The sequence below is a fragment of the Enterobacter cloacae complex sp. S1 genome (assembly GCF_014930525.1).
Lineage (GTDB): Bacteria > Pseudomonadota > Gammaproteobacteria > Enterobacterales > Enterobacteriaceae > Enterobacter > Enterobacter hormaechei_C.
The window spans coordinates 1693-4741 of the sequence record NZ_JADBRE010000041.1 but is presented as its reverse complement, the minus strand read 5'-3'; the positions used below and the strand labels follow the sequence as shown (position 1 = coordinate 4741).

1 rRNA gene is annotated in these 3049 nt (G+C 52.9%); it reads right to left on the bottom strand.

Annotated elements, in window-relative coordinates:
• Nucleotides 1–33: 33 nt before the first annotated feature.
• Nucleotides 34–2938 (bottom strand): 23S ribosomal RNA (locus IM290_RS20465).
• Nucleotides 2939–3049: the final 111 nt, after the last annotated feature.

Sequence of the window (3049 nt, the reverse complement as noted above, 5' to 3'; positions counted from 1 at the left end):
TCTGTCTCTTCGCCAAAACACCTTCGGCGTTGTAAGGTTAAGCCTCACGGTTCATTAGTATCGGTTAGCTCAACGCATCGCTGCGCTTACACACCCGACCTATCAACGTCATCGTCTTTAACGTTCCTTCAGGAGACTTAAAGTCTCAGGGAGAACTCATCTCGGGGCAAGTTTCGTGCTTAGATGCTTTCAGCACTTATCTCTTCCGCATTTAGCTACCGGGCAGTGCCATTGGCATGACAACCCGAACACCAGTGATGCGTCCACTCCGGTCCTCTCGTACTAGGAGCAGCCCCCCTCAATTCTCCAGCGCCCACGGCAGATAGGGACCGAACTGTCTCACGACGTTCTAAACCCAGCTCGCGTACCACTTTAAATGGCGAACAGCCATACCCTTGGGACCTACTTCAGCCCCAGGATGTGATGAGCCGACATCGAGGTGCCAAACACCGCCGTCGATATGAACTCTTGGGCGGTATCAGCCTGTTATCCCCGGAGTACCTTTTATCCGTTGAGCGATGGCCCTTCCATTCAGAACCACCGGATCACTATGACCTGCTTTCGCACCTGCTCGCGCCGTCACGCTCGCAGTCAAGCTGGCTTATGCCATTGCACTAACCTCCTGATGTCCGACCAGGATTAGCCAACCTTCGTGCTCCTCCGTTACTCTTTGGGAGGAGACCGCCCCAGTCAAACTACCCACCAGACACTGTCCGCAACCCGGATTACGGGTCTACGTTAGAACACCAGCCATTAAAGGGTGGTATTTCAAGGTTGGCTCCACGCAGACTGGCGTCCACGCTTCAAAGCCTCCCACCTATCCTACACATCAAGGACCAGTGTTCAGTGTCAAGCTATAGTAAAGGTTCACGGGGTCTTTCCGTCTTGCCGCGGGTACACTGCATCTTCACAGCGAGTTCAATTTCACTGAGTCTCGGGTGGAGACAGCCTGGCCATCATTACGCCATTCGTGCAGGTCGGAACTTACCCGACAAGGAATTTCGCTACCTTAGGACCGTTATAGTTACGGCCGCCGTTTACCGGGGCTTCGATCAAGAGCTTCGCGTTGCCGCTAACCCCATCAATTAACCTTCCGGCACCGGGCAGGCGTCACACCGTATACGTCCACTTTCGTGTTTGCACAGTGCTGTGTTTTTAATAAACAGTTGCAGCCAGCTGGTATCTTCGACTGATTTCAGCTCCACCCGCAGGGGCTTCACCTACATATCAGCGTGCCTTCTCCCGAAGTTACGGCACCATTTTGCCTAGTTCCTTCACCCGAGTTCTCTCAAGCGCCTTGGTATTCTCTACCTGACCACCTGTGTCGGTTTGGGGTACGATTTCGTGTTACCTGATGCTTAGAGGCTTTTCCTGGAAGCAGGGCATTTATCACTTCAGCACCGTAGTGCCTCGTCATCACACCTCAGCGTTAACAAGGTACCGGATTTACCTGGAACCTCCGCCTACATGCTTAAACCGGGACAACCGTCGCCCGGCTGACATAGCCTTCTCCGTCCCCCCTTCGCAGTAACACCAAGTACAGGAATATTAACCTGTTTCCCATCGACTACGCCTTTCGGCCTCGCCTTAGGGGTCGACTCACCCTGCCCCGATTAACGTTGGACAGGAACCCTTGGTCTTCCGGCGAGCGGGCTTTTCACCCGCTTTATCGTTACTTATGTCAGCATTCGCACTTCTGATACCTCCAGCATGCCTCACAGCACACCTTCAACGGCTTACAGAACGCTCCCCTACCCAACAACACATAGTGTCGCTGCCGCAGCTTCGGTGCATGGTTTAGCCCCGTTACATCTTCCGCGCAGGCCGACTCGACCAGTGAGCTATTACGCTTTCTTTAAATGATGGCTGCTTCTAAGCCAACATCCTGGCTGTCTGTGCCTTCCCACATCGTTTCCCACTTAACCATGACTTTGGGACCTTAGCTGGCGGTCTGGGTTGTTTCCCTCTTCACGACGGACGTTAGCACCCGCCGTGTGTCTCCCGTGATAACATTCTTCGGTATTCGTAGTTTGCATCGGGTTGGTAAGCCGGGATGGCCCCCTAGCCGAAACAGTGCTCTACCCCCGAAGATGAGTTCACGAGGCGCTACCTAAATAGCTTTCGGGGAGAACCAGCTATCTCCCGGTTTGATTGGCCTTTCACCCCCAGCCACAGGTCATCCGCTAATTTTTCAACATTAGTCGGTTCGGTCCTCCAGTTAGTGTTACCCAACCTTCAACCTGCCCATGGCTAGATCACCGGGTTTCGGGTCTATACCCTGCAACTTAACGCCCAGTTAAGACTCGGTTTCCCTTCGGCTCCCCTATACGGTTAACCTTGCTACAGAATATAAGTCGCTGACCCATTATACAAAAGGTACGCAGTCACCCCATAAAGAGGCTCCCACTGCTTGTACGTACACGGTTTCAGGTTCTTTTTCACTCCCCTCGCCGGGGTTCTTTTCGCCTTTCCCTCACGGTACTGGTTCACTATCGGTCAGTCAGGAGTATTTAGCCTTGGAGGATGGTCCCCCCATATTCAGACAGGATACCACGTGTCCCGCCCTACTCTTCGAGTTCACAGCATGTGTGCTTTCGTGTACGGGACTATCACCCTGTACCGTCGGACTTTCCAGACCGTTCCACTAACACACAAGCTGATTCAGACTCCGGGCTGCTCCCCGTTCGCTCGCCGCTACTGGGGGAATCTCGGTTGATTTCTTTTCCTCGGGGTACTTAGATGTTTCAGTTCCCCCGGTTCGCCTCGTTAACCTATGTATTCAGTTAACGATAGTGCAACGGATTGCACTGGGTTTCCCCATTCGGACATCGCCGGGTCAAGGGTTCATATCACCTCGCCGGCGCTTTTCGCAGATTAGCACGTCCTTCATCGCCTCTGACTGCCAGGGCATCCACCGTGTACGCTTAGTCGCTTAACCTCACAACCCGAAGATGTTTCACTTCTGATTGCGAAAATTTGAGAGACTCGAACACACATGAGCTGTGTGTCGTTTCAATTTTCAGCTTGATCCAGATTTTTAAAGAGCAAA